27 protein-coding genes are annotated in these 25491 nt (G+C 28.3%); 15 read left to right on the forward strand and 12 right to left on the reverse strand.

The genetic code is table 11. The features are described 5' to 3' along the window. The first annotated feature begins 34 nt into the window (after positions 1 to 34). The gene (locus PB7211_RS01045) at positions 35 to 1189 is read left to right on the forward strand and encodes an ABC transporter substrate-binding protein (RefSeq protein WP_034399203.1); all 1155 of its coding nucleotides are present in this window, start codon (positions 35 to 37) and stop codon (positions 1187 to 1189) included. On the opposite strand, the gene rdgB is transcribed toward PB7211_RS01045, so the two are convergent. After that, positions 1173 to 1769, reverse strand: a complete 597-nt coding sequence (gene rdgB, locus PB7211_RS01050; RefSeq protein WP_008544534.1) for an RdgB/HAM1 family non-canonical purine NTP pyrophosphatase — start codon at positions 1767 to 1769, stop codon at positions 1173 to 1175. The genes PB7211_RS01045 and rdgB overlap by 17 nt on opposite strands. Positions 1770 to 1811: 42 nt before the next feature. Here rdgB and PB7211_RS01055 point away from each other — a divergent pair, with 42 nt between their 5' ends. From PB7211_RS01055 to PB7211_RS01085, 8 genes are all read left to right on the forward strand, one after another. Then, positions 1812 to 2444, forward strand: coding sequence for a nucleotide exchange factor GrpE (locus PB7211_RS01055; RefSeq protein WP_008545295.1), 633 nt, complete (start codon positions 1812 to 1814; stop codon positions 2442 to 2444). A gap of 61 nt (positions 2445 to 2505) precedes the next feature. Beyond that, complete coding sequence (gene dnaK / locus PB7211_RS01060) at positions 2506 to 4452, forward strand: molecular chaperone DnaK (protein WP_008544218.1); 1947 nt, start codon at positions 2506 to 2508, stop codon at positions 4450 to 4452. A 32-nt stretch (positions 4453 to 4484) separates the two neighbouring features. Beyond that, entirely contained in the window at positions 4485 to 5615 is a 1131-nt protein-coding gene (dnaJ, locus tag PB7211_RS01065; RefSeq protein ID WP_008546116.1) for a molecular chaperone DnaJ, read from the forward strand. Positions 5616 to 5749: 134 nt separating this feature from the next. Beyond that, positions 5750 to 5950, forward strand: a complete 201-nt coding sequence (locus PB7211_RS01070; RefSeq protein WP_008544609.1) for a hypothetical protein — start codon at positions 5750 to 5752, stop codon at positions 5948 to 5950. Positions 5951 to 5988: 38 nt separating this feature from the next. Continuing rightward, on the forward strand, positions 5989 to 6159 hold the full coding sequence (locus PB7211_RS07935; protein ID WP_008544191.1) for a hypothetical protein: 171 nt from the start codon (positions 5989 to 5991) through the stop codon (positions 6157 to 6159). A 6-nt stretch (positions 6160 to 6165) separates the two neighbouring features. Continuing rightward, positions 6166 to 6942 carry a 4-hydroxy-tetrahydrodipicolinate reductase gene (dapB, locus tag PB7211_RS01075; protein ID WP_008545622.1) on the forward strand — a complete coding sequence of 259 codons (777 nt, stop codon included), beginning with the start codon at positions 6166 to 6168 and terminating at the stop codon, positions 6940 to 6942. Further along, positions 6942 to 7595 carry an endonuclease III gene (nth, locus tag PB7211_RS01080; RefSeq protein ID WP_008544189.1) on the forward strand — a complete coding sequence of 218 codons (654 nt, stop codon included), beginning with the start codon at positions 6942 to 6944 and terminating at the stop codon, positions 7593 to 7595. The genes dapB and nth overlap by 1 nt, the downstream gene beginning before the upstream one ends. Position 7596: 1 nt before the next feature. Next, entirely contained in the window at positions 7597 to 8523 is a 927-nt protein-coding gene (locus tag PB7211_RS01085) for an adenosine kinase (RefSeq protein WP_008545928.1), read from the forward strand. On the opposite strand, the gene PB7211_RS07820 is transcribed toward PB7211_RS01085, so the two are convergent. Continuing rightward, on the reverse strand, positions 8520 to 9080 hold the full coding sequence (locus tag PB7211_RS07820) for a winged helix-turn-helix domain-containing protein (RefSeq protein WP_008545741.1): 561 nt from the start codon (positions 9078 to 9080) through the stop codon (positions 8520 to 8522). The two genes, PB7211_RS01085 and PB7211_RS07820, sit on opposite strands and share 4 nt — an antisense overlap. A gap of 9 nt (positions 9081 to 9089) precedes the next feature. Here PB7211_RS07820 and PB7211_RS01095 point away from each other — a divergent pair, with 9 nt between their 5' ends. Further along, positions 9090 to 9581, forward strand: coding sequence for a L,D-transpeptidase family protein (locus PB7211_RS01095; RefSeq protein ID WP_008545494.1), 492 nt, complete (start codon positions 9090 to 9092; stop codon positions 9579 to 9581). Here the strand turns inward: PB7211_RS01095 and PB7211_RS01100 are convergent. Beyond that, on the reverse strand, positions 9578 to 10231 hold the full coding sequence (locus PB7211_RS01100) for a YggS family pyridoxal phosphate-dependent enzyme (RefSeq protein ID WP_034398717.1): 654 nt from the start codon (positions 10229 to 10231) through the stop codon (positions 9578 to 9580). The two genes, PB7211_RS01095 and PB7211_RS01100, sit on opposite strands and share 4 nt — an antisense overlap. Between PB7211_RS01100 and PB7211_RS01105 the strand changes: the two genes are divergently transcribed. After that, complete coding sequence (locus PB7211_RS01105; protein WP_008545239.1) at positions 10226 to 10792, forward strand: thiamine phosphate synthase; 567 nt, start codon at positions 10226 to 10228, stop codon at positions 10790 to 10792. The genes PB7211_RS01100 and PB7211_RS01105 overlap by 6 nt on opposite strands. Positions 10793 to 10811: 19 nt before the next feature. Here the strand turns inward: PB7211_RS01105 and PB7211_RS01110 are convergent, their stop codons facing one another. Beyond that, a complete protein-coding gene (locus PB7211_RS01110) occupies positions 10812 to 11735 on the reverse strand; it encodes a porin (RefSeq protein WP_008544659.1) in 924 nt (307 codons plus the stop codon). 204 nt (positions 11736 to 11939) lie between these two features. Here PB7211_RS01110 and PB7211_RS01115 point away from each other — a divergent pair, with 204 nt between their 5' ends. The 4 genes from PB7211_RS01115 to holA are packed head-to-tail and all read left to right on the forward strand — an operon-like array spanning position 11940 to position 16491. Then, positions 11940 to 12482 carry a DUF3576 domain-containing protein gene (locus PB7211_RS01115; RefSeq protein WP_034398719.1) on the forward strand — a complete coding sequence of 181 codons (543 nt, stop codon included), beginning with the start codon at positions 11940 to 11942 and terminating at the stop codon, positions 12480 to 12482. Between the two features lie 23 nt (positions 12483 to 12505). Beyond that, positions 12506 to 15043 carry a leucine--tRNA ligase gene (gene leuS / locus PB7211_RS01120; RefSeq protein WP_008544932.1) on the forward strand — a complete coding sequence of 846 codons (2538 nt, stop codon included), beginning with the start codon at positions 12506 to 12508 and terminating at the stop codon, positions 15041 to 15043. A 7-nt stretch (positions 15044 to 15050) separates the two neighbouring features. Next, positions 15051 to 15509: a hypothetical protein gene (locus PB7211_RS01125; RefSeq protein WP_008544604.1), complete on the forward strand. Its 459-nt coding sequence runs from the start codon at positions 15051 to 15053 to the stop codon at positions 15507 to 15509. Continuing rightward, entirely contained in the window at positions 15499 to 16491 is a 993-nt protein-coding gene (gene holA / locus PB7211_RS01130; RefSeq protein WP_008545731.1) for a DNA polymerase III subunit delta, read from the forward strand. The genes PB7211_RS01125 and holA overlap by 11 nt, the downstream gene beginning before the upstream one ends. On the opposite strand, the gene PB7211_RS01135 is transcribed toward holA, so the two are convergent. From PB7211_RS01135 to hemJ, 8 genes are all read right to left on the reverse strand, one after another. After that, a complete protein-coding gene (locus tag PB7211_RS01135) occupies positions 16481 to 17323 on the reverse strand; it encodes a ParB/RepB/Spo0J family partition protein (protein WP_008544741.1) in 843 nt (280 codons plus the stop codon). The genes holA and PB7211_RS01135 overlap by 11 nt on opposite strands. After that, positions 17323 to 18117, reverse strand: a complete 795-nt coding sequence (locus PB7211_RS01140) for a ParA family protein (RefSeq protein ID WP_008544558.1) — start codon at positions 18115 to 18117, stop codon at positions 17323 to 17325. The genes PB7211_RS01135 and PB7211_RS01140 overlap by 1 nt, the downstream gene beginning before the upstream one ends. Further along, on the reverse strand, positions 18118 to 18783 hold the full coding sequence (locus PB7211_RS01145; protein WP_034398721.1) for a 16S rRNA (guanine(527)-N(7))-methyltransferase RsmG: 666 nt from the start codon (positions 18781 to 18783) through the stop codon (positions 18118 to 18120). Further along, on the reverse strand, positions 18783 to 20654 hold the full coding sequence (gene mnmG, locus PB7211_RS01150; RefSeq protein ID WP_008544169.1) for a tRNA uridine-5-carboxymethylaminomethyl(34) synthesis enzyme MnmG: 1872 nt from the start codon (positions 20652 to 20654) through the stop codon (positions 18783 to 18785). Before mnmG ends, PB7211_RS01145 begins: the two co-directional genes overlap by 1 nt. A gap of 117 nt (positions 20655 to 20771) precedes the next feature. After that, positions 20772 to 22103, reverse strand: coding sequence for a tRNA uridine-5-carboxymethylaminomethyl(34) synthesis GTPase MnmE (gene mnmE, locus PB7211_RS01155; RefSeq protein ID WP_008545639.1), 1332 nt, complete (start codon positions 22101 to 22103; stop codon positions 20772 to 20774). Between the two features lie 33 nt (positions 22104 to 22136). Then, on the reverse strand, positions 22137 to 23708 hold the full coding sequence (locus tag PB7211_RS01160; protein WP_008545860.1) for a tetratricopeptide repeat-containing sulfotransferase family protein: 1572 nt from the start codon (positions 23706 to 23708) through the stop codon (positions 22137 to 22139). Positions 23709 to 23723: 15 nt separating this feature from the next. Then, complete coding sequence (rho, locus tag PB7211_RS01165; protein WP_008546066.1) at positions 23724 to 24992, reverse strand: transcription termination factor Rho; 1269 nt, start codon at positions 24990 to 24992, stop codon at positions 23724 to 23726. A gap of 64 nt (positions 24993 to 25056) precedes the next feature. Next, positions 25057 to 25491 (reverse strand): protoporphyrinogen oxidase HemJ, encoded by a 435-nt coding sequence (gene hemJ, locus PB7211_RS01170; RefSeq protein WP_008544196.1) that lies wholly within the window; start codon positions 25489 to 25491, stop codon positions 25057 to 25059.

The raw sequence follows: 25491 nt of genomic DNA on the forward strand, positions 1-25491 counted from the left end.
ATTTATGCTTAAAAAGCATTATACTAACATTAAAATGAATAAACTTACCAAAATTATTTTTATAACTTTTATAAGTTTAGTTTTACTATTTTTCAAAACAGTTACAGCGTCAGAAAAAATTAAAATTGGTCTGCTTGTGCCAATGACTGGTAAAAATAAAGATTTAGGCCAATCAATTATTAAAGCGGTATCATTGGCTGTAAAAGATATAGATAGTGATTTAATTGAAATCATTCCAAAAGATACAGCGACTAAACCAAATCAAACTTTAAGATCTGCATTTGAATTAAAAGAAATGGGGGTAAAAGTTGTAATTGGCCCAATATTTTATGAAAGCATTACATACCTTGACGAAATGAAGGATCTTACATTTTTATCTTTAACTAATAAAACTTTAGACCTTCCAAAAAATGTAATTTCTGCAGGAATTAATTCTACCTCACAATTAAATACAATAAAAAAATTTTTAGAAAAAAATAATATTCAAAGAACTATTTTTTTAACACCAATACAAGATTTTGAATTTGAAGTAAAAAGAGGTATTAAAAATTCTAAAATTAAAATTTTTAAAGATTATGTATACAATTCAGATCCAACTAAATTAACTAGCCAGATAGAAGAAATCACTAATTATAAGATAAGAAAACAAAATTTAGAAGATGAAATTTATAGAATCAAAAAATCAAATGAAACAAATAAAGAAAAAAAAATCAAAAAATTGGAAAAGAGATATTCATTAGGTGGATTAAATTTTGATGCAGTTATAATTGCTGATTTTGATGAAAGCTTAAAAAGTGTAGCAACTTCTCTTCTTTACACCGATGTATCACCAAAAAATAAATATTTTATAACTTTAAATCAATGGTTTGACCAAAGCTTATTGAATGAAACTGATATTCAACCAGTATATTATCCATCAATTAACAAAAATAATTTTAATAATTATAAAGATAAGTTTTATAAAGAGTTTAAGGAATATCCTTCACACTTAACTTTGCTAAGTTACGACCTTGTTGGTCTAGTCTATTATTTGTCTTTGAAGACAAACTTATCTAATTTGAATAAATTATTTAAAAAGAAAAACTCATTCAAAGGTAAAATTGGAATTTTTGATATTAAAAATAATAAAATTAATCATCGGCTAAATTTTTATAAAATTGAAGATAAAAAAATTATAGAAATTTTTTAATTTTTTTAAAAGCATCAAAACGATGATCTATTTTATATTTTTCTAAAGATTTCATTTCACCAAAAGTTTCTTTTTTATTTTTTGGTAAAAATATTGGATCATATCCAAAACCATTATTTCCCTTTGGCTCATTTGAAATAAAGCCTTCAACCTTACCTTGAACAGAAGCAATTTTTTTATCTAAATTATAAATTGATAAAGCACAAATAAATCTTGCTTTAATTTTTTTACTTTGCCAATTTTTATCAATTCTAAAAAGATTTCTGTAAACTCTATTTATAGCTTTTTTAAAATCACCGTTTTTTCCACCCCATCTTGCGGAATAAATCCCTGGAGCTTTATTCAAAAGATCTATTTCAAGTCCTGAATCATCTGCAAGACATATTAAATTTGTTTTTTTTGAGAAATATTTTGATTTAATTATGGAATTTTCCTTAAATGTTAGCCCATCCTCTTTAGGGCTTTTAAGTTTAAATTCCTTAGTTGAATAAGTTTTAATATGTTTTGGTAATAAATCCTTAATTTCCTTATATTTACCCTTATTATTAGTTCCTATAAGTAATTTTGAGATTTTTTTCATAAATACCTAGCAATTTTTGGATTTCTTACCATATATGCTCTCATGGAAAAAGAGGAAAACCTAAACCAAGAAAACGCATTAAAAGAATCTTTAGAAGAAATAAATAAGCCTGAAGATCAAACTGAAAAAGTTGAAAAAAGTTCCGGCACTGAAGAAAAAAAAGAAATTTCTCCAGAAGAAAAAATTAGTGAGTTAGAGGATAAGCTTGCGCGAACTTTTGCAGAGATGGAAAATCAAAGAAGAAGGTTTGAAAAAGAAAAAAATGATGCCTTTGATTATGGTGGTTTTGCATTCGCTAAGGAAGCTTTAAATTTAATTGATAATCTTACAAGATCAAAATTAATTTTAGAGAATGACGAAACTTTAAAAAATACTGAAGCCTTAAAAAAAACATTAGAGCATTTTGATATTATTGAAAAAGATCTTATTTCAACTTTTAATAAAAATAACATTAAACCAATTGATTGCCTTAATAAAAAATTAGATCCAAATTTACATCAGGCAATGATGGAGATTGAAGATGATCAAAAAGAACCAGGTACAATTATTCAAGAAGTGCAAAAAGGTTTTATGATTAAAGACAGGTTGTTAAGACCATCGCTAGTTGGGGTATCAAAAAAATCAGAAAAAAAAGATGAAAAAGTTGAGGAAAATAAGGAAAATTCAGAAAAATAATTGCATTTGATGAACTTGTAGAAACAAATTTAACACATATATGAAAGAGGGTAATTAAATTATGAGCAAAATTATAGGAATAGATCTTGGTACTACAAATTCTTGTGTATCAATTATGGAAGGAAGCCAGCCTAAAGTTTTAGAAAACGCTGAAGGCGCAAGAACAACTCCTTCTGTTGTAGCGTTTACTGATGATGGAGAAAAATTAGTTGGTCAACCAGCTAAGAGACAAGCTGTAACTAATCCTGAAAATACAATATTTGCTGTAAAAAGATTAATTGGAAGAAATTTCGAAGACCCTACTGTAAAGAAAGATATTGCTGCAGCTCCATTTAAAATTATTAATTCCGAAAAAGGTGATGCTTGGATTGAAGCCAAAGGAGAGAAATACTCACCTTCTCAGATATCAGCATTTATTCTCCAAAAAATGAAAGAGACAGCTGAAAAATATTTAGGTCAAGAAGTTACCAAAGCTGTAATTACAGTTCCTGCATACTTTAATGATGCACAAAGACAAGCAACAAAAGATGCTGGTAAAATAGCAGGTTTAGAAGTTTTAAGAATTATTAATGAACCGACTGCTGCTTCATTAGCATATGGTTTAGACAAAAAACAAAATAAGAAAATTGCAGTATACGATTTAGGTGGAGGAACATTTGATGTCTCTATTCTTGAATTAGGTGATGGTGTATTTGAAGTTAAATCAACTAACGGAGATACTTTTTTAGGTGGTGAAGACTTCGATAATGCAATTGTTGATTATCTAATTGCAGAATTTAAAAAAGATAATGGAATTGATCTTACGTCAGATAAACTTGCTCTTCAGAGATTGAAAGAAGCTGCTGAAAAAGCCAAAATTGAACTATCTTCAGCAGAACAGACTGATATTAATTTACCATTTATAACAGCTGATAAAACTGGCCCAAAACATATTAATCTTAAAATGACTAGAGCTAAACTTGAAGCTTTAGTAGAAGATTTAATATCAAAAACTCTACCACCATGTAAAACAGCTTTAAAAGATGCTGGTATTACTGCAAGTGAGATTGATGAGATAGTAATGGTTGGTGGAATGACTAGAATGCCAAAAGTTATTGCTGAAGTTAAGAACTTTTTTGGAAAAGACCCAAATAAAAGTGTTAATCCAGATGAAGTTGTTGCTATGGGTGCAGCCATCCAAGCAGGAGTTCTTCAAGGAGATGTAAAAGATGTATTGCTTCTTGATGTAACACCACTTTCTTTAGGGATTGAAACTTTAGGCGGTGTATCAACAAAATTAATTGAAAAAAATACAACAATACCAACAAAAAAAAGCCAAGTATTCTCTACTGCTGAAGATAATCAACCAGCAGTTTCTATTAGAGTTCTTCAAGGTGAAAGAGAAATGGCGACTGATAACAAAATGTTAGGTAATTTTGAATTAGTTGGAATTGCGCCTGCTCCAAGAGGAGTTCCACAAATCGAAGTTACTTTTGATATAGATGCTAATGGGATAGTTAGTGTTTCTGCAAAAGATAAAGGAACGGGTAAAGAACAAAAAATTCAAATTCAAGCATCTGGTGGACTAAGTGAGGAAGAGATTGAAAAAATGGTTAAAGATGCTGAAGCTAATAAAGAAGAGGATAAAAAGAAGAGAGAGTCTGTAGATATAAGAAATCAAGCAGATACTCTAATTCACTCAACTGATAAAAATCTAAAAGAACATGGATCTAAAATCTCTGATGCTGAAAAGAAAGCAATTGAAGATGCATCTTCAAGCTTAAAAGAAGCATTAAAAGGAACTGATAATGAGGATATCAAGAAAAAAACAGAAGCTTTAGTTCAAGCCTCAATGAAGTTGGGTGAGGCTATCTATAAGTCTCAAGAAAAAAAACCAGATTCATCTAACGATGGTGATAAAAATGATGAAGGGAAAAAAGACGATAATGTAGTTGATGCAGATTTTGAGGAAGTAAAAGAGGAAAATAAAGACCAAGATAAAGAAGAAGAAAAAGAAAAAAGCGCTTAAGACACTCAACAACTATCATCTTAGGGTAACCAATGGCTAAAAGAGATTTCTATGACGTCTTAGGTGTTAGCAAAAGTGCAAGTCCCGATGAACTAAAATCAGCATACAGGAAACTCGCTGTCAAATATCATCCTGATAAAAATCCAGGTGATAAGAATGCTGAAGATAAGTTTAAAGAAGCAAGTGAAGCTTATGGCATTCTTTCTGATAAAGAAAAAAAACAAAACTACGATAATTTTGGACATGCTGCTTTTGAAGGTGGAGGTGGAAGACAAAGTGGTGGCTTTGGTGGTTTTAGTGGAGCTGACTTTTCAGATATTTTTGAAGATTTTTTTGGAGACTTTGGAGGTGGAGGAAGATCAAGAGGTAATAGAAACTCAAATAATAGAGGGTCAGATTTAAGGTATGATTTATCAATTTCCCTTGAAGAAGCTTACCAAGGAAAAAAACAAGATATAAAGTTTTCTACAACTGAAAAATGTAATACATGTAATGGGAATGGGTCTAAACCTGGTCATTCTCCTGACAGATGTTCATACTGTGGTGGTAATGGGAAAATAAGATCTAATCAGGGCTTTTTCACGGTTCAACAAACTTGTCCTCAATGTAATGGAAATGGAGAAGAAATTACAAACCCATGTAATGATTGTAATGGTCAAGGTAAAAAACAAGCTTCAAAAAAAATATCAGTTACAATTCCAAAGGGTGTTGATGATGGAACTAGAATTAGATTGGCTGGAAAAGGTGAGGCAGGTACAAGAGGTGGAGCAACAGGTGATTTATACTTATTTATTAATGTTAACTCTCATGAACTTTTTAAAAGATCTGATGAAAATTTGTTTTTTGAATTTCCAATTTCTATAGCAGATGCAGCTCTTGGTACAGTAATTGAAATACCAACAATTGATGGTGGTAAAGCAAAATTAAAAATACCAGATGGAACTCAAAGTGGAAAACAATTTAGATTGAAAGGCAAAGGAATGCCATTCATGAGAAGAGGTGATTTTGGTGATTTATACGTGCAGGTTAATACAGAGGTTCCTATTTATTTAAATAAACAGCAGAAAGAATTGCTTGAAAAGTTTAGAGAAATTGAAAATGAAAAATCAAATCCAAGTATTAAAAAATTCTTTCAAAAAGCTAAAAGTTTCTGGAAAAATTAATGATGAAATTTTTAATTTTTAATTTTTGGAAAAACTGGAACTGTAATTTATTCATCAAAACAATATATAGTAACGATAAGTAAATCTCTTCTTAAAGTCTAAAATAAAAATAATTTTAAATTTAAGGAGTTTTTATGAGTAAAAAAATGCTTTTTTACAAAGCAATTATTTGGCAAATCGTTGGGATTGTATGGATAACGGTATTTTCCTATATGTGGTTTGGTAATTGGAACAAATCTTTTTTATTTAGTTTTATAGTAATGATCGTAAGTATTTTTGTTTATGTAATTTATGAAATAATTTGGGCTAAATTAACTGCAAATATTAAAAAATAACTTATCTTTGATTAAATTCTCGCTATAATATAAATTTAATGAATAATTTGATAAAAAAGATTTTCTTACTATTAATATTGGTAATCTTTACTCAAAGTTGCTCAACTGCTGTAACGGTAGTTGATACTACTGCTTCAGTTGCTATTAATACTGTAAAAGGTGTTGTACACTACAGCACTTGCCCATTTACAAAAAAAGAATGTTTTTAGATTAATATGAAAAAAATAAATTTAGCTGTCACTGGATGCATGGGAAGAATGGGTCGACAGCTTATTAAATCATCAAAATCTAATAGTAATTTCAAATTAGTTAGTCTTACTGAGAACATAAAGATAAATAAAAAATTTAATGGGATTAAGCCTGAGCCTAATACTGAAGTCGCATTTAAAAAATCAGATATAATTATCGATTTTACAATACCAAAATGCACTATGGAAGTTCTTAAAATTGCATCAAAACTCAAAAAAAGGGTAGTAATTGGAACAACTGGTTTTACTCAAAAAGAGGATAAAATAATAAAAAACTATTCAAAAAAAATACCAATACTTAAAGCTGGAAATATGAGTCTTGGAGTTAATTTATTAATGTATTTAACTGAGATCGCTTCAAAATCTTTAGGTGATAATTATTTGAGTAAAATATTTGAAATTCACCACAAACATAAAAAAGATTACCCATCAGGGACTGCATTAATGTTGGGTAAAGGTATTGCCGTTGGAAAAAACAAAGATCTCTACAATTTAATAGGAAAAAAATTTCTAAATAAAAAAAATATTCCATATGGAAAAAAAATTAATTTTAATTCAATAAGAAAAGGTGAAATTATTGGAGAACATGAGGTTAAATTTTCAAGTGGTAAAGAAATAATCACTTTAAATCATGAAGCATTTGATAGAAGACTTTATTCAGATGGCGCCTTAACGGCAGCAAAATGGCTAATGAAAAAAAAACCAGGCCTTTATTCTATGAGAGATTTATTGAACTTCTCATAATGAATGAAAAAGAAAAAGCCAAAAATATATTAAAAATTTTAAATAAAATTTACCCTGCGGCACCAGTTCCATTAAAACATAGAAATATATTTACACTTTTGGTTTCTGTTCTTTTGTCGGCACAATGTACTGATTTAAATGTAAACAATGTTACAAAAAATATATATCCAAAATATAATAAACCAGAACATTTTGTAAAATTAGGAAGAAAAAAAATAGAAAATTTAATAAAAAAAATCGGTATTTTTAGAATTAAAGCTAAGAGCATTTACTTAATGTCTAAACAACTTTTGGAAAAGCATAACGGTAAAGTACCAAAGACTTTTGAAGAACTTGAAAAATTACCTGGAGTTGGACATAAAACTGCAAGTGTTGTTATGTCTCAAGGGTTTGGGTATCCAGCATTTGCTGTTGATACTCATATACATAGACTAGCACAGAGATGGGGATTAACTAATGGTAAAAATGTAGTTCAAACAGAAAAAGATTTGAAAAGAATATTTCCAAAAAATACTTGGTCCAAACTTCACTTACAAATTATTTATTATGGAAGAGAATATTGTAAAGCAAGAGAATGCTATGGTTTAACTTGTAAAATTTGCAACACTTGTTATCCTAATCGAAAAAAACCTGTAATAACCAAAAAAGCATAATATGAAAATTTTAGGAATTGGAAATGCAATTGTAGATGTTCTGTGTAAAGTGGATGATGATTTTTTAATTAAAAATTCATTAACAAAAAGTACTATGAAGCTTATAGATGAGGATGAATTTAAAACTCTTTTATCCCTTATAAATATTGAAGAAACTGTATCAGGTGGATCAGTTGCTAACTCTATAGTTGGATTATCTCAATTAGGAAATGATGTTGGTTTTATTGGTAAAGTTAGTGATGATAATTTGGGTCAAAAATATGAAGAAGGATTAAAAAAAGAGAAAGTAAATTATTTTTATAAAAAAAAAAAAGAAACTATTCCTACAGGAAGTTGTTTAATTTTAATTACACCAGACTCGGAACGTACAATGTGTACTTTCTTAGGTACAGCAGGTAAAATAAATGACACAGATATAGATGAATCAATTGTAAAAAATAGTGAGATAACTTTTTTAGAAGGATATCTTTGGGATGAAGGGGAGCCCAAAAAAGCTTTTGATAAAGCAATAGTTAATTCAAATAAAGTTGCAATGTCATTATCTGATTTATTTTGCGTTGAAAGACACAAAGAGCATTTTTTAGAACTAGCTAAAAATAAACTAGATATTATTTTTGCCAATGAACAAGAAATTACTTCACTAATTAATGCTAATTCTTTTGAAGAAATAGTAAATTTTTCAAAACAAATTAAAAAAAATGTTGTCATTACAAGAGGTGAAAAAGGTGCTTTATCTATACTAAATGATGAACTAATTGAGTGTGATGCTCAAAAAAATCTCAACATCAAAGATTTAACTGGTGCTGGTGACTTATTTGCTGCTGGATATCTCCATGGAATAATCAATAACTTATCAATTAAAGAGTGCTTAATTAAAGGCACAGAATTATCGTCTAAAATTATACAAAAAATTGGTGCTAGAATTTAATTTATAAAATAACCATCTTGATCATGTTTAATAAAATTATGATCTTCAAAATTTTTAATCATTTTTTTTCTAAGCCTATAAATATGTGTTTCTACTGTGTGTGTTTCTAAATCATTAGAATGACCCCAAACTGTTTTTTGTATTGTTTTAAGATCTGCCCTTTTATGAGAATTAATAAATAGAATTAAATCACTCTCTTTTTCGGTTAAATTTAAACTTTTATTTTCAAAAGATATTTTCCTTGAATTCAAATCTAAAGTATATTTTGTAATTTTATGCTCTGATTGAGCTTGAAATTGTTTTTTTAGAAAATTTAAATTGATTATTTCAACTAATTTTGAAATTTTTATAGGTAAATTGTCAATTATGGTACAGTTTTTAATTTTTTCATCAAATCTGGTACTGATAATTAAATAGTTTTTATATTTTTCAAAATTAATTTTTTTATGACTTTTTGTATCAATATATTCCAATTCGAAATAAAAATTTTCCTTAATTTCATTTATTATATTAAATAGATTTAACGAATTATATACAAATAGAGTTTTTTTAATCATAATGTTTATATGAAAATTATAATTATAAAGAAAGATACACTTTTATATGACGAATTTAAATTTAAATGTTCGATAGGTAAAAATGGAAGAACTACAAAAAAAATTGAAGGTGATAATAAAACACCTAAGGGTCTTTATGCATTGGGCCCATTATATTTTAGAAAAGATAGAGTTTCCCAAATATCTACCAAACTTAGAAAAATAGAAATAAAGAAAAATTTTGGGTGGTGTGATGATGTAAAAAGCAAATTTTACAACAAACCTATCATAACAAATAATAAAATTAGGCACGAGAAACTTTATAGAAATGATAAAAAATACGATCTTTTAATTCCAATTAAATATAATACAAAAAAACCTAAAAAAAATAAAGGTAGTGCAATTTTTATACACTTAACAACTAACTATAAAAAAACACAAGGCTGTGTGGCAATTAAGGAAAAGGATATGTTAATATTGCTGAAGTTAATTAATAAAAAAACTAAAATTAAAATTATTTAAGATCTGTCACCGAATATCTTAGAGCCAATTCGTATATAAGTGGCACCACAACCAACAGCCTCTAGATAATCCTCTGACATTCCCATGCTTAAATCTTCAACATTAAGTATTTTTTTTAATTCTACCATTTCATTAAAATAGTTTTTTACTGATCCATGTTGAGGGGGTAGACACATCAATCCTATGATATTAAGATTTAACTCTCGAGTACATTTTTCATAAAAATTTTTTAATTCAGTAATATTTATTCCAGATTTTTGAGACTCGTTTCCTATATTCACCTGAATAAAAATTTTTAAATTTTTATTTTTTTTTATTTGTTCTGACGCTATTTTTTCTGCTAATTTAATATTATCTAGAGAATGAATATAATCGAACAAAGGAACTACATACTTTACTTTATTTGTTTGAAGTTTTCCTATCATATGAAGTTTCAAACTTTTTTTTAATTTTTTAATATCAGACCATTTATCAACAGCCTCCTGAACTTTATTTTCACCAAAATGTAAATGACCATTTTCAATTAATGGATTAATTTCAGACATTGGAAACGTTTTGCTTACCGCTATAATTTTAAGATTTTTTACTAAACCAAATTTTGACTTTATCTGGTCGTTTATTAGAGCTAAGTTATCGATACTTTTATGCAAAAAAATTCCTTTAAAATTTACAGTTTTGTTAATGAATTTAATTTATCAGATTTGCATCAATTAAGTAAAGATATATGCATAATTTATAGAAATTATGACGATATTAATCACCTAGAAAATATTTTGAAGCTCAAGGATTATTGTAAGAATATAAGAACTAAATTTTATCTTTCAAATGATATTAAACTTTCAATAAAATTAAGATTAGATGGTGTTTATATTCCTTCATTTAATAATAAAGCCAATTATGTTCAAAATTACAGTTTACCTAAAAATTTTGATATAATTGGGTCTGCACACAATATACCTGAAATAAATACAAAGCTTAAACAAAAGTGTAGTGAAATTTTTTTATCACCATTATTTAAAGTAAATAAATCAAGAAAATTTTTAGGTATAAATAGATTTAATTTGATGTCCTTAAATAAAAAAGCTTATTTTATTGCACTTGGAGGCATTAATGAAAGAAATTATAAAATGATAAAATTATTAAGAACAAATGGATTTGCCTCTATTAGTTGGGCAAAAAAAAACGGCCTAAGAAAACTTAGGCCGTTTTAAAATTTAAATTAACTATTAATTAAAACGCAAAAGTTAATTGGAACTCAGTCATTTCTTGTTCTCCAGCAGTTCCACCAGCATTGTCCTTAGTATTATTAATTATACCAAGTTTCATACCACCTGAAGTATAAGCAATACCAATACCTGTGTTTTCTTCATCTGGAGTAAACTCTTCAAATTCAGTATCTGAAATACCATAACCAACACTTAGGTTATCGTTTACAGCAAAACTGATTCCGTAAGCAGTTCTCTCGATATCTGAGTTTGCAGCTGTTCTTTCAACATCTGTAACTTGATAACCAACAGATATTCCACCCATAGAGTATTTTACATACATAGTTTCGATATCTTGTTCTGTAGTTGCAGAGTCTTGGTCAGTTGCAATACCAGCACCAATTTCTAAACCTTCCATAAGTGGCATAGAAACTGCTAATGATGTAGTAGGACTATTTTGTTGATAATCCATTGATGCTGAAACAGTTGCACCACCAAATGTATTTTTATAACCAAGTCTGTTTCCAGCGTGAGGTGCAGCTATACCTTGTTCCGGCGCACCGTGAGTCCCTAAATCATCCCATGGTTGTTCACCACCGTTTGGAACCTTATCTTGAATAATACCGATACCACCAAAGTTATAGTTAGTAATAGCTACTGAACCCATATCACCCATATCAAGTGTTACACCTTGAGATGTTAGAACATTTGATCCAGCTTGAGCTTGTAAGTAACTTACAGTCATTCCATTATCTAATTCACCTGAACCAGTAAATGAAATTGTCGTGTTTTGAGCAAAAGCGTCTGATTTAGCAGTTGCTGATGCTTGAGTAGATTGGTATTCCATTCTAGCTGTACCACTTACTGAAAGAGCACCTGCTTGCGCATATGCTGTTGCAGCCAGTGTTCCTGCTAAAGCAGTCAAACCGATTTTTTTAAAGTTTGTCATTATTACTCCTTTTGTTTTTGTTGTAATTACAAACAGTGTGTTTTTAACAAAATGTTAGTTTTTTAGTTAAATTAATGCTTTTTATTGAATATTAGTTAGATAGTGTTGCATAATTACAACACTAATATAGTGATATCTTTAAAATATCAATTATGTAATTTAGAAAAAAACCTGTAAACCTTTTTAAAATTATATCAAATTATTATGCGATTCATAAAAATATTATTGCTGTTGCAACTTTTTATTTCATTAAATTCATGTGGGCCATTAGCTTATAAAAAAGTTGATTCTAAACAAATATCCACTGATCCAGATGAAAGAGTAAGAAAAAATATCGAGGAGGGTAAATCATTTAGACTTTTTGATACCGAAAAAGGATTTGGCGTAGGAGGAACTACTAATTATGAGTTTGCTAGTTCCAACGAACTTTGGCGTGCAACTTTAGATACAATTGATTTTATGCCATTAACAACCGCTAACTATAGTGGAGGTATAATTGTAACAGACTGGTATTCTGATAATCAAAATTTAAATGAAAATATAAAAATCACAGTTAGATTTTTAACTAATGAAATTAGATCTGATGCTTTGGATTTAAAAATATTCTATAGAAATTGCGACTCTTCAAATAAATGTAAAATTATAGAAAAAGAAGGTAATTTATCTAAAGAGTTGAAAAAAGAAATTTTAAAAAAAGCAACCATCTATAAACAACAAGCTAAAGCTAAAAAAGACAAAAAAGATTAACCTATAAATTATTTTTAAAATTTGTGGAAAGATATAATTTTAAAACTGTTGAAGAAAACTGGCAAAAATATTGGGAAAAAAATAAAACCTTTTCTACAAAACTAGATAAAAGCAAAAAAAAATTTTATTGTTTAGAAATGTTTCCATATCCATCCGGAAAAATTCATATGGGACACGTAAGAAATTATACTATAGGTGATGTTCTAGCTAGATACAAATCTCTTCAAGGGTATAATGTTTTACACCCCATGGGCTGGGACTCATTTGGTATGCCTGCAGAAAATGCTGCTAGACAAAATAATTTAAGTCCTAAGGATTGGACTGAGTCAAATATTTCAAACATGAAATCTCAACTTAAAAGGCTCGGTCTTTCAATAGACTGGGATCGAGAAATATCAACCTGTTCAGTAGATTACTATAAACATCAACAAGAATTTTTTTTAGAGTTATATGATAAGGGTCTTGTATATAGAAAAGAACAAGATGTAAATTGGGATCCAGTAGATCAAACTGTTCTTGCCAATGAGCAAGTAATTGACGGCAAAGGTTGGCGATCAGGTGCTCAAGTTGAAAGAAAAAAGTTAAATCAATGGTTTTTTAATATAACTAAATTTTCAAATGAATTACTTGAAAGTTTAGATACTCTCGATCAATGGCCTAATAAAGTTAAGATAATGCAAAAGAATTGGATTGGAAAATCTTTTGGTTGTGAAGTAAAATTTCCAATATCTTCATCAAAAGATGTTAGAGAAATTAAATGTTTTACAACTAGACCAGATACATTGTTTGGCCTATCTTTTTTAGCATTATCAGTTGACCATCCATTATCTAAATTTTATGAACACGATAAAGAGTTTATAAAATTTAAGGAGAAATGTTCTGAAACTGGTACAACTGAAGAGTCAATTGCAAATGCAGAAAAAATAGGGTTCAAGACTGACCTTACTGCAATTAATCCTTTAGATGAAAGTATAAAAGTTCCAGTATACTTTGCCAATTTTGTCTTAATGGATTATGGACTAGGTGCCGTCTTTGGCTGTCCTGCACATGATCAAAGAGATCTAGATTTTGCAAATAAATATAAACTTAATGTTAAAACTGTAGTTACTCCAAAAAAAGATGATTTAAAATTTAAAGTTGCTAATGAAGCTTATACTGGTCCTGGATATATATTTAATTCTAGTTTCTTGGATGGTCTTAAATGTCCAGAGGACTCTATTATTAAAACCATCGAACATCTTGAAAAAAATGGACTTGGTGAAAAAAAAATTAATTTTAGATTAAAAGATTGGGGTATTTCAAGACAGAGATATTGGGGTTGTCCTATTCCTATAATATACGATGAAAATAAAAATCCACATAAACTCCCTAAAGAAATGTTGCCTGCTGAGCTTCCTCAAATAGATAAGTTGCAAGCAACTGGTAATCCTCTTGATAATGAAAATGAATGGAAAAATTTAAAAATTAATGGAAAAAAATATACCAGAGAAACAGACACACTTGATACTTTTGTAGACTCTTCTTGGTATTTTTTAAGATTTTGTTCTCCAAAAAACAGTCAGTATGGATTTTCTTATGAAGATATCAACTATTGGATGCCAGTTGATCAATATATTGGAGGTGTTGAACATGCTATTTTGCATTTATTATATTCAAGATTTTTCATGCAAGCTATTACACACAAGAATGATAAGTTCAATATTACAGAACCATTTAAAGGACTATTTACTCAAGGAATGGTTTGTCATGAAACATACAAAGACTCAGAAAACAATTGGGTAAGTCCAGATGAGATAATTTCAAAAGATGGAAAAAAATATCTTAAAAATAATCCATCGCAAGAGGTGAAGGTTGGACCATCAGAGTCAATGTCAAAATCAAAAAAAAATACTATAGATCCAGAAAATATAATTAACAATTATGGAGCAGATTCTGTCAGATTATTTATTTTATCAGATAGTCCACCAGAAAAAGATGTTCAGTGGTCAGAGGAAGGTATTGCTGCATCACATAAGTTTATTCAAAAATTATGGACTTTGCATAGAAAAATTATTGAAGAAATTAGTAAAGATTATTCAGAAGATGCAAGTGATGAATTGATAAAATTCACCAACAAATTTATTAAAAAAATTAGCAATAATTTAGAGAACTTTAGCTACAATATAATTGTAGCAAATCTTCACGAAATGTATTCCTTTTTAATAAATGAAATTGGTAAGGGTTACAAAAAGTCAACAATTCTTGATAATTATAAAAAAATTCTAATAACAATGAACCCAATAATACCTCATCTTTCTAATGAGTGTCTAAAAATCATTGAAAATACTGATAAAGTTGAATGGCCAAGTTATGATGAAAAACAAATTAAGGAAGATTCCAGTATCATTGTTATTCAAATAAATGGAAAAAAAAGAGGATTAATATCAACGGACTCTGGATCATCTGAAACTGAAATAATGAAACTAGTTTATGAAGATCAAAAAATAGCTAAGTACCTTGTAAATAATAAAATAAAAAAACAGATTTATATTGAAAATAAACTTATAAATATAATTATATAAATTGATTATGAAAAATATAACATTAATTTTTTTATTATTATTTTTAACTGCCTGTGGTTATTCATCTATTTACAAAAATCAAAAATCTATTGATTTTAAAATTAATTTCCAATCAGAAGAAGGTAATGACGAAATGAATAATCTTATTAAAAATGAAATTAGACTATATTCAAATAAAGATTCAAAAAATATTTATAATTTGAAGATAAACACTGCATATGAAAAAAAAATTCTTACAAAGAATTCGACTGGAGTCATTACAGATTATAATCTTTCTGCTATCTCAGAATTTTCAATAGATATAAAAGATCAAACTAAAATATTCAAATTTGAAGAAAGTATTAATATTAAAAATCAATCAGATACTTTTGAACAAAATACATATGAAAAAAATATTAAAAGAAATTTTGCATCTTCTATTAGGGAAAAACTAATTTCTGCTATCTTGAGTTTAAATGATAATTAAATCTTATGAGTTAAATAAAATAAATTTTGATCAAAATAAATTGATTTTATTTTACGGTAAAAATGAGGGTTTAAAAAATGACTCAACTAATAATTTACTAAAAAATAAAGAAAATATTTCAAAATATGAAGAAAAAGAAATTTTAGAGAATACAAATATTTTTTTAGAAAATGTATTTTGTAAATCTCTTTTTGAAAATGAAAAAATAATAATAATTAAAAGAGTTACAGACAAAATATTAAAAATTATTGAAGAAATTGAAGAAAAAAAAATTGAAGATCTCAAAATTATTATTAATGCTGATATTCTAGAAAAAAAATCAAAATTAAGATCGTTTTTTGAAAAAAGTAGAGAACATGTTTGTGTTGCTTTTTATCCAGATACAAATCAAGTACTTTCAAAGTTAACTTATAATTTTTTTAATCAAAAGAAAATTTCTATATCACCTGCAAATATTAACTTGATAGTTAATAAGTGTAATGGAGATAGAGAAACCTTATTTAACGAACTAGATAAAATAGAATATTTCAGCAAAAGTGGAAAAAAAATTACAGAGGAAAGTATAATAAAATTAACTAATTTAATTGAAAATCACAGTATATCAGACCTTATTGATAATTGTTTGGCAAAAAATAAAAAGAAAATTATTAACATCTTAAATGAAAATAATTTTGGAAATGAAGACTGCATTATAATCACAAGGACTTTTTTATTAAAATCAAAGAAAATACTTAAACTTTGTAGTGAATTTAAATCAAATAAAAATATAGATTTAACAATATCATCCGCAAAACCTCCAATTTTTTGGAAGGATAAAGAAATAACAAAACAACAAATTTACAAATGGACACCTGAGAATATTAAAAAATTAATATATAAATTAAATGAAATAGAGCTGTTAATTAAAAAAAATATAAATAATTCGATTAATTTAATTACAGATTTTATTTTAGATCAATCTTCTTCAAATACTAATAGTTAGACTTAATAATATCTATTATTTTATTCAATTGATCCAGGTCTTTATATTCAAAAGAAATTTTTCCTTTATTTCTATTGTTATTTTTAATTTCTACATTTAATCCAATTTTATTTAATACTGAAAGTTCGAGAGCAATAATATTTGCATCTTTTGTGATCTTTGATTTTTGTCTTTTCTTTTTAAATAATTGAACAAAATTTTCTGCCTGTCTTACTGAAAGTTTATTTTCTATAATTTTATTAGCAACAAAACTTGCATTATCTAGGCCTACTAAAATCTTAGCATGTCCTGTCGACAATTTATTTGTTTCTATTAATTTTATAACTTCGTTTGGTAGAGTTAAAATTCTTAATGAATTAGTTATATAACTTCTGCTTTTACCTATAAATTTTGATACTTTTTCTTGATCATAAGAAAATTCATCAATCAACCTTTTATAACCTTGTGCTTCTTCCAACGGATTTAAATCATGTCTTTGAACATTTTCAACTATTGCAAATTCTAAAGATTTTAAATCATCTGCCTCCGTGATCACTACAGGAACTTTATAAATCCCTGCCTTCTGCGCTGCCAGCCACCTTCTCTCACCTGCAATAATTTCAAATTTTGAGTTTTTATTATTTGATTTTCTAACTATGATCGGCTGTATCATTCCTCTTTCTTTTATAGAATTAGTTAAATCCTCAAGGTTTGCCTCATCAAAATTCTTTCTTGGTTGATACTTGTTTGGAACCAAGTCACTTACTGGTAGTAAATTTTTTTGAACTTCTACTCTGGTTTCACCAATTAGTGATGATAAACCTCTTCCAAGACCTTTTTTAATTTTATCCATTAAGCAGCGCTCCCGATTGTCGACTCTTGATTTATAAATTCATCCGTAAAATTAAAATAAGACTTACTACCAGGACAAGATTTGTCATAAATTAAAACTGGCACTCCATGAGAGGGTGCCTCTGATAATCTTACATTTCTCGGAATTACTGTTGAGTAAACTTTTTCATTGAAATAGTCTCTAGCTTCCTTTTCAACTTGCGAAGAAAGCTTATTTCTTTTGTCATACATAGTTAAAAGGATCCCTCTAATTTTTAAATCTGGATTTAAGCTTACTTTTATCCTCTCAATAGTTTTCATGAGTTGGGTTAGACCCTCAAGAGCAAAGAATTCTGTCTGTAAAGGTACCAGAAGTGAGTTTGAGCAGACAAGTGCCATAACTGTAAGAAGGCTCAAGGAAGGAGGACAATCAATTAGAACATAGTCGTATAATCCTCTAGAATTGTTTAAATAAGAGGTTAATTTAGCCTTTAATATGAAAGCTCTATTACTATCGTCAGCTGTTTCGACCTCAAGTCCTGATAGATCTACATTAGAGGTGATAATATCTAAATTTTCAAACTGTGTCCTTTTGATTATCTCATTAATCTGTCTAGTTCCATTCAGTACACCATAAATTGTATCACTTGAGTTGTCCACGTTTGATAATCCAAGCCCTGTAGTGGCATTTCCTTGAGGATCTAAATCAATAATTAAAATTTTTTTATTTAGTTGAGTTAAACCAGCAGCTAAATTTATAACGGTTGTTGTTTTTCCTACCCCACCCTTTTGATTTATTACTGAAATAATTTGCATTTAGTTTTTCTTATATCTTTTTTTATTTTTCTTACTAATTTTTTTTATGTTTAATAAAAATGAGTCTTCACTCGTTACACTTTTTCTTTCTTTGTACTCTAAGTTCCAATCATCTTTAGATTTTTCAAATATTTTTTTTCCGCTCTTGCCCATAAAAAAAATTAAATTTTTATATTTAGAAAAATTTTCATAAACTAAATCTAGAACCACAGGCATTGGCTTAAAAGCTCTCGACATAATCGTACCTGTTTCTAAATTTTTTATTTCAAAAATATTTTTTTGAAAAACTTTTGTATTTAAATTTAGTTTTTTTGAAACTTCCTCTAAAAAATGGCTTTTATGGTAGCTTTTTTCGTAAAGATGCACATCCATTTTATTTTTCATGTTTTTGAGTAAAATTGCTACTACAATTCCGGGTAAGCCACCCCCAGATCCTAAATCTGTAGTTCTATTGCAATTAAAATCAACAAAATCAATTATTTGCGCTGAATCAATAATATGACGCTCAATTATAGTTTTTTTTGATGATGTATTTTGGCTAATTATGTTAATTTTTTTATTTTTTTCAATAATCATAGATATATAGTTTTCAAAGTCTAAAAATGTTTCACGTGAAACATTTAGGTCATTTAATTTTGAATATGATTTTAAAATTTCTTGATCCATTAAGCTATATGCTTAATAGACTTTCTTTTAACGTGTGACAACAAAATATATACGGCAGCTGGAGTAATTCCATCAATTCTTAGTGCTTGACCCATTGTTTTTGGTCTTATTTCCTTAAATTTAGCTTTTACCTCATTTGAAAGACCTGAAAGTCCGTCATAATTTATTTTATCAGGAATTATAAGGTTTTCATCTCTTTTAAATGCTAAAATATCAGCTTTTTGCTTCTTCAAATAACCCCTATAATGAGCATTAATTTCAACCTGTTCATCAATTTCTTTGCTAAAATAAGGTATATCAGGCCATATTTCTCTAATTTTATTCATATCAACCCCTTTTTGGGTTAATATTTCATTAGAAGATCTTAAAATACCGTCTTTTGCTATTTTTATACCAAATTGATCTGCTTTATTAGGTGAGATAGTTGATTGACCCATTTTTACATTAATTTGGTTAATTTTGTCGAATTTATCTAGATAAAGTGTCTTTCTTACATCGCCAATTAATCCAATTTCCATTCCTTTTGCAGTTAATCTTTGATCTGCATTGTCAGATCTCAGACTTAATCTATATTCGGCTCTTGATGTAAACATTCTGTATGGTTCAGCCACTCCTTTAGTCACTAAATCATCAATCATTACCCCTATGTAAGCATCAGATCTATCTAATATAAAGGGTTCTAATTTTTTATGAGATAGAGCAGCATTTATCCCTGCTATAAGGCCCTGAGCTGCTGCTTCTTCATAACCTGTTGTTCCATTAATCTGACCTGCAAGGTAAAGGTTGCTAATTTTCTTGGCCTCAAGCGTTAAAAACAGTTCTCGCGGATCTATATAGTCATATTCTATGGCATATCCTGGTCTTATAATAGATACATTTTCTAAACCATTGATATTATTACATATTTCTTGTTGAACATCAGCTGGAAGTGATGTAGAGATGCCATTTGGGTAAATTGTATGGTCATTTAGCCCTTCAGGCTCTAAAAATATCTGATGTCGACCCTTATCAGCAAATTTTACTATCTTGTCTTCTATAGATGGGCAGTATCTGGGTCCTACACCTTGAATGCTACCAGAGTACATTGCACTCTTAGATAAATTTTTTTCAATAATTTTATGAACCTTATCGTTAGTATAAGTCATACGACATGAAACTTGTTTATTGATATTTTTTTTTGTTAGGAAAGAGAAAAAATAAGGATTATCATCCGCAAACTGTTCTTCTAAATTTTCATAATTAATTGTTCTTGAGTCAAGTCGGGGAGGGGTACCTGTTTTTAGTCTACCTATTTTAAAATTGTATTTTTCTAATTGTTCACTTAATCCTGTTGAGGGTTTTTCATCATACCTTCCAGCTGGTGTTCTTTCATCACCTATATGTATCAAACCATTTAAAAAAGTGCCCGTTGTTAGTATTAACTTAGAACATAAAACTTTCTTACCCTTTTTAGTCATAAAGCCAGTTATTGTATTTTTATCAAAAATAAACTTTATTACAGGATCAGAAAAAATGTTTAAATTACAGTAGTTTGCAAGTTTTTCTTGCATATATTTGCGGTATAATGATCTATCTGATTGAGTTCTTGGTCCTCTTACTGCTGGACCTCTACTTCTATTTAATAATCTAAATTGTATACCCGATTTATCTGCAACCTCACCCATAACACCATCAAGGGCATCTATCTCTCGTACTAAATGTCCTTTACCCAAACCACCAATTGCTGGGTTACAAGACATCTCTCCAATAGTTTCTTTCTTATGAGTGAATAGGGCAGTGTTAACTCCTAGTCGTGCAGAAGCTGCAGCTGCCTCACATCCTGCATGGCCACCACCTATTATTACAACATCAAATGATAAATCATTTTTCATAAGCTAAATTTATAACTGATTATGAGATTTACAAGGAGCGTATATTTTTTGTCCAAATAAGCTCAAATTTTAAACGTTTTTTAATAAAAGTGAGCTTAAAGTAATTAAAATAGAGTATTATTTACCTATACAGAAATCGTTAAAAATACTACCTAATATCTCTTCGACATCTACTTTTCCAACAATCATACCGAGATGCCTAGTGGCCAACCTTAAATCTTCTGCAGCTTTATCAAAGTCCTCAACTTCATTTTTTTTATTAAAATTATTTAGATGCTCTAAACACTGTTCAAGATGTTGTCTATGACGTTCTCTGGTAATTAAAATATCATCGCTTGTTATAAATTTATTTTTTAAATTTTTTTTTATTTTTGAAATTAATTCATCAATATTTAAATTTTCTTTAATTGAAATTAATATATGATTAAATTTTTTTATTTCAGGATCGATATCTCCCTTTAAAAGATCTGATTTATTTATTACCAAAATTGAATTTTGGTCTAACAATCCCATCAAAACATCAGTAAAATCAAGGTTTTTAACATCAACAACTACCAACTTTAGATCAGCTTCATCAGCTCTATTTAAAGATAATTTGATACCTTTTTTTTCAATTTCGTTTTTAGAATCTCTTATCCCGGCAGTATCAGAAACGATTACTGGATAACCATCTATGTTTAGGTGTGTTTCAATTACATCTCTTGTTGTTCCCGCAATCTCTGAAACTATTGCAACATCTCTGTTTGATAGATGATTAAGGAGACTTGATTTACCTGCATTGGTTGGTCCAAGAATTGCTATCTTAAAACCTTCTCTTATTCTTTCTCCAACTTTTTGATCATCTAAAATTTTCTTAATATTTATTAAAACTTCATCTGAACTTTTTTTAATTTCTTTTAAAATATCATTGGGCAGATCTTCGTCTGGGAAATCTATTTTAGCCTCAACATGTGATAATATTTTCAAAAGCTTTTCTCTTAAAAAATTAAATTGATCAGCAGATTTTCCATTCATAATTTTAATTGCTTGCTTTCTTTGAATTTCAGTTTCAGCTGAAATTAAATCAGCTATGCTCTCTGCTTTAAGTAAATTTATTTTTCCATTTTGAAATGCAAGCTTCGTAAACTCACCAGGTTCTGCTAAGCGACAATTTTCAACTTTAGAAATAGAGGAATGAATAGCGTCTATTACTGCCTTGCTTCCATGTACCTGTATTTCAGCCATATCTTCACCTGTGTAGCTCTCAGGCGCAGGAAACCACAATAATATACCCTCATCAATTAGTTCAGAAGTATTGATTTTATTGATCTTTCTTAATGTTGCTACTCGTGGTTTAGGCAAACTTTTATTGGTTAATAGTTTTAAAACATTTGAAGTATCTGGTCCTGAAACCCTTATAATCGCAATACCAGAAATACCTGGACCACTTGATAGAGAATAAATTGTCATTATAATTTAATTATAAGTTAACTAAGGCTAAACTTAAATTAAATTTTCAAACATTTCCTTTAAATGATCTTGGTAATTATCACTAGAACGTACTGAAGAACTATAAACAGGTTCACGGGCTTGAGATATACTAACTGTTTTAATTGGTGTTTTGTTATTTTTATGATGATTAAAACAATTATCATCTAATTCTAGTTCGCAAAACTCTAATAATTTTTCTATTTCATTTTTTTTGTCAGATACAAGTTTTTCATATTCAATGGTATGAATAAATTCTGGTATTTTTGAATACCAAAATTTCATTAAAGAACTATAATTATTGTGATAATTAGAGATGTCTTTTTGGTTAAAAGCCCAGTTCATTTTGGGTGATGAAAAGTTATTTTTATATATAGATAAGCAATTATCTTTTGGATCTCTTTTACAATGAATAATTTTACAATTAGGAAAAAAAATCTTAATAAAACCTATCCATTTAAAATTTAATGGAGCTTTATCTGTTAATACATTTTCATCGAAATTGAATAAAGAAATGTTTTCAAAATACTGATCATTAACTAAATTTTTTGAAGAATTCTGAAGTTCAGCAATTTTTCGTTTATCTAGTTTACTGTCGTTAAAAAAATTATTATGAACAACACTTGATAAGAATGGAAGTTCACCTGCTCCATAAACTTTTTTATGTGAAGAGATAATTTGTTCAACTAAAGTTGTGCCAGACCTTGGCATTCCACAAATAAATATGATTTTTTTATTTGAAAAACTTTTATGTTTAATGCTTAAATCAATATTTTCAAATGCGTTTTTCATATCATTTATAGTATTAATTTCTTCAGCAATATTTGAATTTCTTATTTTGTGCATCATTTTATTTCCTATGGAAAGAAATTTTATAGCCTCATCTGAATCTTTTAAATCATCATATGCCTTACCAAGTGCAAAAGAAATTATTCCTTTTTGATCGTCACCAAAATTTTCTTCTGATAAAATTTTTTTCATTTGAGATATATGGTTCATTGTTTCTTCGTTTGTTAAAGAATACTTTTTAATTGAGCTCAGAATTTGATGGGCATTAACATTATTTGGGTCTATTTTTAAAATTTTGTTAACAGTCTCAATTGTCTCTGTTAATTTATTAAGGCTTTGAAATGCTACTGCTAAGTGATTTAAAAAAACTAAAGAATTAATATTTTTTTCTTTAGCAATATTTATTCCTTGATTGTACAAATTTATAGCTTTCTCAATATCATTAATGGATGATTTTAAATTACCGTAATTATTATAAACATTTATGTAGCTTGGGTTTAATTTTATAATTTTTTTATAAACTTGTTCTGCTTTAAAATATTGTTCTGTATTTTTAAGAGAGTTAGCCAGGTTATTCATTGCTGATATATTGTTATTATCTGCTTTCAAGGCTAACTCGAAAAAATTAATAGCTCTCTGATCTCTATTAAGTCTTTGATATGCCATCCCGGATAAATTTAAAATGAATGAGTTATCTGGGAATTTTTTATTTAATATTTCACAACCCTCGATTACTCTTTTAAAATTACCATCAGCAAAATAGTTTTGAAGTTTTTTTACTTTTTCAACAAAGTTCATGACTTTAATTTGAAATTAAGCTGGTTTATTCATTGAGTTAAAAAACTCTGCATTGTTTTTTGTATCTTTTAGTTTTGAACTTATAAATTCAATAGCATCCATAGTTCCCATAGGAGCAATTATTCTTCGAAGTACATTCATTTTTTGAAGGTCATTTTTTTCAAAAAGTAGCTCTTCTCTTCTCGTTCCCGACTTAGTAATATCAATTGCTGGATAAATTCTTTTATCAGCAATTTTTCTATCTAAAACTGTTTCACTGTTACCCGTTCCTTTAAATTCTTCGAAAATAACTTCGTCCATTCTGCTACCAGTGTCAATTAAGGCCGTTGAAATAATTGTTAAAGATCCACCTTCTTCAATATTTCTCGCAGCACCAAAAAATCTTTTTGGTCTTTGAAGGGCATTAGCATCTACACCACCAGTTAAAACTTTTCCTGAACTTGGTATAACTGCATTGTAAGCTCTTCCTAATCTCGTGATAGAATCTAATAATATAACTACATCTTTTTTATGTTCGGTTAATCTTTTTGCTTTTTCAATAACCATTTCTGCAACAGCTACGTGTCTTTGTGCTGGTTCATCGAACGTAGAACTAATAACTTCACCATTCACTGTTCTTTGCATATCAGTTACTTCTTCCGGGCGTTCATCAATTAAAAGAACGATTAGGTAACACTCTGGATAATTTTTAGCTATAGAATTTGCTATACTTTGTAAAATCATTGTTTTACCAGCTTTAGGGGGTGAAATAATAATTGATCTTTGACCTTTGCCAATCGGACTAACAAGATCAATTAACCTTGGTGTCAAATCTGGTTTTTTTTCAACTTTTGTTGTTTCAACTTCCATTACCAACTGTTTATCTGGATATAAAGGCGTTAAGTTATCAAATGCAATTTTATGTCTTGCTTTCTCTGGTTCTTCAAAATTAATTTTACTAACCTGAAGTAACGCAAAATATCTTTCACCTTCCTTAGGAGCTCTAACAGGTCCTTCAACAGTATCGCCCGTTCTTAAACCAAATTTTCTAATTTGACTTGGGCTAACATAAATATCGTCAGGCCCTGGAAGATAATTAGATTCCATCGCTCTTAAAAAACCAAATCCATCTTGTAATAGTTGAAGAACACCAGCGCCTGTTATTTCCTCTTTCTCTGCAACTTTTTTTAGGATAGCAAAAAGAATTTCTTGTTTTCTTAATGTACTGGCGTTTTCAATTCCAAGCTCCTCAGCTTGCGCAATAAGTTGTTCAGATGATTTTAATTTTAATTCTTGGATATTCATGATTAAATTTTGTAAGGACTAAATAGATAGAGCTAATATATATACTCAAAATGTTATTTCAACCCTAGATTGGCTTAAAAATAACAAGAAATATAACAAAAATAAGTGTTGCTGTCGGTATTTCGTTAATAATTCTAAAATATTTTGCTGACTTTTTATTAGTATTATTTTTTAGAGAAATCATACATTTACCCAAATGTTCATGAAAGATTGATAATAAAATTACTAAAAAAAGTTTTAATTGCATCCACATTTGAGAAAAAATCTCCAATCCATTTAAATAGATCAGGACAATACCAAATAACCAGGTTAGTATCATTGCTGGTCTCATGATATAATTATATAATTTTCTTTCCATCACCTCAAAAATATCTGTGGCTTGTTTTTTTTCTATATTTTCTACGTGATAAACAAAAATTCTTGGCAAATACAAAAGTCCTGCCATCCATGAAACTACTGAGATTAAATGAAGTGATTTAAAAAGTAGATAAGTATTCAT

It is taken from the genome of Candidatus Pelagibacter sp. HTCC7211, from assembly GCF_000155895.1.
Taxonomy (GTDB): Bacteria; Pseudomonadota; Alphaproteobacteria; order Pelagibacterales; family Pelagibacteraceae; genus Pelagibacter.